The following is a 5,185-nucleotide window of genomic DNA, read 5'->3' on the forward strand; positions in this document are numbered from 1 at the left end:
AAGCGCTAGGCGCGGCTACTGAAACGGCGCGTCGTTGGTCTGGCCCAGCAGATATTTGCCCGACAGCTCGGCCACCCGGTCGGGGTGGGCGTTGATGTGTAGCGGCATGGCCTGAAAATCGCGGTAGCGGCGCTCAAAAGAACCGCTCTCGCGCAGCCCGTTGCCGCCCTGGACTCTGAGCAGCAGACGCAGGGCGTCGTCACACAGCCGCAGGGCGACCATGCTGTAGTTCAGCTGGCGCAGATAGTCGGCCTCAGTCGGGCTGATGCCGGCTTCGATGCGGGCGTCGGTCTCGGCACAGCCCGTTTCGACCGCCGCCCGGGCGGCGGCAATCGAGGCGCCGGCCTGACCGATGTTCAGCTGCACGGCCGGTCGCTCGGCGACTTTGACGCCAAAGATGGCGACCCGCTCAGACAGCTCGNNNNAGGCCAACCGCCTGGGCGCCCAGCCACAGGTCTGACACGGCAACCCAGTCTTCCCGGTAGCGCTGGGCAATGACGGGGGTCTGGGGATCACGGAAGGTGTAGCGAAAATCGAGCGGAAAAGGCCGCAGCAGGGAGACCGGAACCGAGACCGACTCGTAGTTGATATGGTCCGTGGCCGATGCCCGCAGGCTCATCGAGTTCCAGGTCGGATCGACCGACACCCCCGGATCGTCGGTCCGAACCAGCGTAAAACGCAGATCCGGCTTGCCCTTGGGCTGTGTCTCGCCATCGCGCAGCGCAAACAGACACGCCGCCCACTCTCCGTAGCGCGAGCCAGAGGCAAAACTGGCCCGGCCGTCGATAATCACCCGGTCACCGTCACGCCGGCCGTGGACGCTCGTCCCGGCTCCGGCCGGAAAACTGACCCATTCCCGCTCGTCCACAATCTGCCGTAACAGGTCTGCCGCATCCGGCCCCATTTGGGCCACAATGAAGTGGAACACGCACAGATGATTCCACAGGCACCAGGCGGTTGAGGCGCAGCGGGCGGATACGGCCTCAAGCTCCCTGGCAATCTGGCCGATACTGGCCTCCATGCCGCCGATGTTGCGGGTGGCCGACAGGCGCATGACGTCGGTTTGTTTCAGGGCCCGAATCAGGTCCGGGTCCACACTCCGGGTGCGGTCGGCCTGGGGGGCTTGTTCGGCGATGCGAGCGAGCAGAGGGGCGCACACCAACTCGTGCTCACGCCCCATAAAATCGTGTACCGTATTCATGGACGGACTCCTTCAGCGCGTGTCTCGGCGCATGATGGTGGCAGCGGTGCCGGAGCGTGTCAAGCAAGGGGCCGGCCGCTGCCATCTGGGTCTTGCCCGTGCTACAGTCCCGGACAAAGGAGGGGCGATTCCATGCAAGACCTGTGTTTTTTGTCGATTGCAGAGCTGGCGCAGCAGATCCAGCGCCGCGAGGTGTCTCCGCTCGAAGTCACCCGGGCCTATCTGGATCGGATTCAGGCTGTTGACGGACAGCTGAACAGCTATATCAGCCTCACCGCCGAGCGTGCCCTGGAGGACGCCAAAGCCGCCGAAGCGGCGATACAGGCCGGAACCTACCGTGGCCCGCTGCACGGCATCCCGCTGGCTCACAAAGATATTGTGGCCACCAGGGGGATCAAAACGACCTGCGGCTCACGGGTGCTGAAAGACGCCCTGCCTGACTACGACGGCGCGGTAATTGAGCGGTTGCAGGCCGCAGGCTCTGTTCTGCTGGGCAAACTCAACATGAACGAGTTTGCGACGATCATCCCCAGTCCGCATTTCGGCCCGGTCAACAACCCGTGGAACCTGGAACACAGTCCCGGCGGGTCGAGCAGCGGGTCGGGAGCTGCGGTGGCCGCAGGCCTGTGTGCCGGGTCGCTGGGCACGGATACCGGGGGCTCGATCCGCATCCCGGCCGCCTTTTGTGGAACGGTCGGCCTCAAGGCCAGCCATGGCCGGATCAGTTTGTACGGGGTCACGCCCCTGGCCTGGTCGCTCGACCATATCGGACCGCTGACCAGAACAGTGCAGGACGCGGCGCTCATGCTGCACGCCCTGGCCGGCTACGACGGGCGGGATGTCGTCTCAAGCCAGACACCGGTTGTCGATTACACGGCAAAACTGACCGGGGAGGTCAGCGGCCTGCGCCTGGGGGTGCCGACACACTTTTTCCCTGACTCGACCGATCCCGAGGTCCAGAGCGCGTTTGAGCAGGCCGTCCAAGTCTTGGCCAGCCTGGGCGCCCAGATCGAAGAGGTCGAGCTGCCCGCGCTCGACCGGGTGTGGCCCGACATCGCCGAGGTGCTGCTGAACGCTGAGGCCAATGTGTGGCACGAACCCTATCTGCAAAGCCAGGCCGATGACTATGGCCCCAAGGTGCGCCGTTTTCTCGAACGGGGCAAACCCACGCTGGCCACCGACTATGTCAAGGCCCGCCACGCCCAGGCTCGCTTTCGCCAGGACATGCTGACCCGTTTTGGCCGGCTCGACGCGATCTTGACCCCGGGTGCGTTGATTCCTGCCCCGCGCCATGACGCCCGCTCGGCGACGATCAAGGGCCGAGAGGTCAAGCTCATGTCGGCCCTGATCTCGGCCACCTGTCCGTTTAATGTGACGGGCCAGCCGGCTTTGAGCCTGCCGTGCGGTTTTACCCGCAGCGGACTGCCGCTGGCGCTCCAGATTGTGGGCAAAGCGTTTGATGAGGCGACTGTGTTGCAGATCGGCCATGCCTACGAGGTCCACACCGACTGGCATACGCGGCGGCCGCCGCTCCCGGCCTGAGTGCGGGAGTGAGGGAATTCTGTATGGATGGATCGGAGAAAATGGACTCTCCAGAAGCCATCTCATAAATGAAGTGGGAGAATGGTGAGTATGGCTCGACACGAAGAACTGACCGAGGAGCAGTGGGCTCTCATCGCCCCGCTAAGGCCCATTCCGCCGCGCCGGCCCGATGGGCGGGGGCGCGCGACCCTGGTGAGGTAACCGCGAGGTGTTAGCTGGGATCTTGTGGATTCTCCGCTCGGTGGCATGCTGGCAAGACTTACCGGAGCGGTTTCCTCCGTACCAGACCTGCCATCGCTGCTTCTAGCAGTGGGTGCGAGCGGTGTCCTGTGTAGCGTCTTGGAAGCCTGGGCTGAGGATCTACGGACGCGGGGGGAGTTGGACCTGAGCGAGTCTTTCATCAACACCACCTTCATCGTAGCGAAAAAAACGGACGGGATGGGGGAGCGATCAAGCGGGGCAAAGGGACAAAGCTCGGGGCGGTAGCAGACCGCCGTGGTCTTCCTGTCGCCGTCCGCACGGCGTCTGCTGCACCCCATGAAGTCACCTTGGTCCTGCCACTCGCGCATGGCGGCTCACCGCTGCCCAACCCTGCCGATTGATTGGGGACTGGGCCTATGACAGTGATTCGCCGGACTGGAGCCTTGCTGCCCGTGGCATTGAGTTGATCGCGCCACATAAATGTAACCGTACCCGGCCTCCGACCCAAGATGGGGCCCTTGCGATGTGATCGTCGCCGCTAGAAGGTCGAGCGCCTGTTTGCCCGGATGCAAAACTGCCGCCGGAGCCTGACACGCTTTGAGTATTATCCTGCCAACTATCTGAGCTTTGTCCACCTCGGTTGTCTCCTGATCTTGCTCTGCTGCTCTTTATGAGACCACTTCTATCGATAAGGGTGGGTAGTGCTAACTTTGAAAACGGATGAACGAGAATTTCTTCGCCTTCAGCTCTGCAAGAAGACTATGGTTCTTTTGTAAGTCCGGTACAGGCCAAACTTGGTAGATTAAGAGCCAAAACGGATCCTGGTCTATTGAGTCTAATTTCTTCAAATTATTTGCACGTTTCTGTATCTCTTCACGTAGAGTCGAGAGTTCCCAGAGAGTCGCGTATTCGAACAGTAATACGTGACAGATACAGTCATCAATTGATACAATTTTTTTAAGGCCACTCTCTGGCAGTGAAAATTTTATATTGTATTTAATCGCGTAGTAGAGACTGTAAGCGATGGCGTCGGGATAAATGCGCTCAATGCCGATCTTGACGAGTTCTTGAGTAAATATGGTGATCGCAGCCTCGATGCCCTCATACTCATGTTTTGCAAATATATGGTCTTCGAGCAGTGGAGCGAGATAAGGATACGAAAGCGATAGGTTTATAGACTCTCGGACAAAGAGACGTTTAGCCCGATTATTGAGGCGAGGCGGAATCATCTTGATTGCGTAGTTGAGAACCGCCGACGTTCCAACCTCTTGGGCTAAATGAAGCGCAAGGTCGAGAAAACGTCTTACAGTTGAAAAATCGATTTCTTCTGTGGGGAATTGGAACGTGTTTAGCTCTCGTATCCAATTCCCGAATTGTGGCTTAGGTAGAGGTAAAATTTTTGTTTTTCCTTCATTGAGAAATAATTCAAACTCTCGAAGTGTCATGCTCAGCTGTCGAATGAACTCTTCTGCCTCTTCGTATGTCTTCGCGTAATAGCTGTAGTCATCGATGTGTCTGCTAAGTCGCTCGTAATCTTTCTTCAGCAAGATTGCGTCAATTTTAGTCAAGACGATTTCAGAAATTACGTTGGAGGTATGCGGACCGATGAGCAGTCCATTGGTTTGTCCGTCGCTAACTCCTTGAGTCGCCCTGTCTAGGATATTACCCCAAAGTGATAGATTATTGCGTTCTTGTTTGGCTTTTTGTCGTCCGTGTATCGCCCATGGGATAGAATGCGTATAGATGCTGGGAAAGCATGATGAAATGTCAGCGTGGACGACATGATTGGCGCCTGTCAGAAAGCCTATTTCTTGTTCCTCAATTTCGAAACGCTCTGCGCCCTTATAGTTCATCTCAAATAATCGTCTATTACCAGTACGTCTGACAAAAATACGACTAACAGGATGGGAAGGCTTAGCGCAGTGCTCCTTGATATTAGCCCAGCACTGCTTGATGGCAAGGCATTGAGCAATGTGGCTTTGAGGATGTGGAATGCCCATATGGCGCGGCGTGTTGACGTCACGCAATGCTTGGTAGCGGATGAAATTCTTGGAGCACTCCTTAAGAGATTTAGCGAGTTTGGAGTCCCTGTTAGAGGATTTTCCAAGTTTTGTAAAATTGGCTCCGCCTATGATTTTTGCCAGATCGGGCGGAACGAACTGCGCTAGAGTGGTTCACGATAGGTTGTAGCCATTGGAGCGGTCGTGTGATAGCAGCCGAGGGCGGAGGACCACAGGATGC

4 protein-coding genes are annotated in these 5,185 nt (G+C 58.2%); 2 read left to right on the forward strand and 2 right to left on the reverse strand.

Going from position 1 to position 5,185, the window contains the following annotated elements; all coding sequences use genetic code 11:
- Nucleotides 1-15: 15 nt before the first annotated feature.
- Nucleotides 16-421: hypothetical protein (locus J4F42_13790; GenBank protein ID MCE2486582.1), on the reverse strand; the 406-nt coding region annotated here is incomplete at its 5' end.
- Between the two features lie 912 nt (nucleotides 422-1,333).
- Here J4F42_13790 and J4F42_13795 point away from each other — a divergent pair.
- Both J4F42_13795 and J4F42_13800 read left to right on the forward strand, forming a co-directional pair.
- Nucleotides 1,334-2,743: an amidase gene (locus J4F42_13795; GenBank protein ID MCE2486583.1), complete on the forward strand. Its 1,410-nt coding sequence runs from the start codon at nucleotides 1,334-1,336 to the stop codon at nucleotides 2,741-2,743.
- Between the two features lie 208 nt (nucleotides 2,744-2,951).
- The gene (locus J4F42_13800) at nucleotides 2,952-3,050 is read left to right on the forward strand and encodes a transposase (protein ID MCE2486584.1); all 99 of its coding nucleotides are present in this window, start codon (nucleotides 2,952-2,954) and stop codon (nucleotides 3,048-3,050) included.
- Nucleotides 3,051-3,648: 598 nt separating this feature from the next.
- On the opposite strand, the gene J4F42_13805 is transcribed toward J4F42_13800, so the two are convergent.
- Nucleotides 3,649-4,944, reverse strand: coding sequence for an RNA-directed DNA polymerase (locus J4F42_13805; protein ID MCE2486585.1), 1,296 nt, complete (start codon nucleotides 4,942-4,944; stop codon nucleotides 3,649-3,651).
- Nucleotides 4,945-5,185 lie beyond the last annotated feature (241 nt).

The organism is Desulfurellaceae bacterium (genome assembly GCA_021296095.1).
Lineage (GTDB): Bacteria > Desulfobacterota > Binatia > Bin18 > Bin18 > JAAXHF01.

What these genes read in the sequence shown, in the direction of transcription:
- J4F42_13795 (MCE2486583.1), top strand. Translation starts at nt 1,334, where the DNA reads ATGCAAGACCTGTGTTTTTTGTCGATTGCAGAGCTGGCGCAGCAGATC.
- J4F42_13805 (MCE2486585.1), bottom strand. Translation starts at nt 4,944, where the DNA reads ATGGGCATTCCACATCCTCAAAGCCACATTGCTCAATGCCTTGCCATC.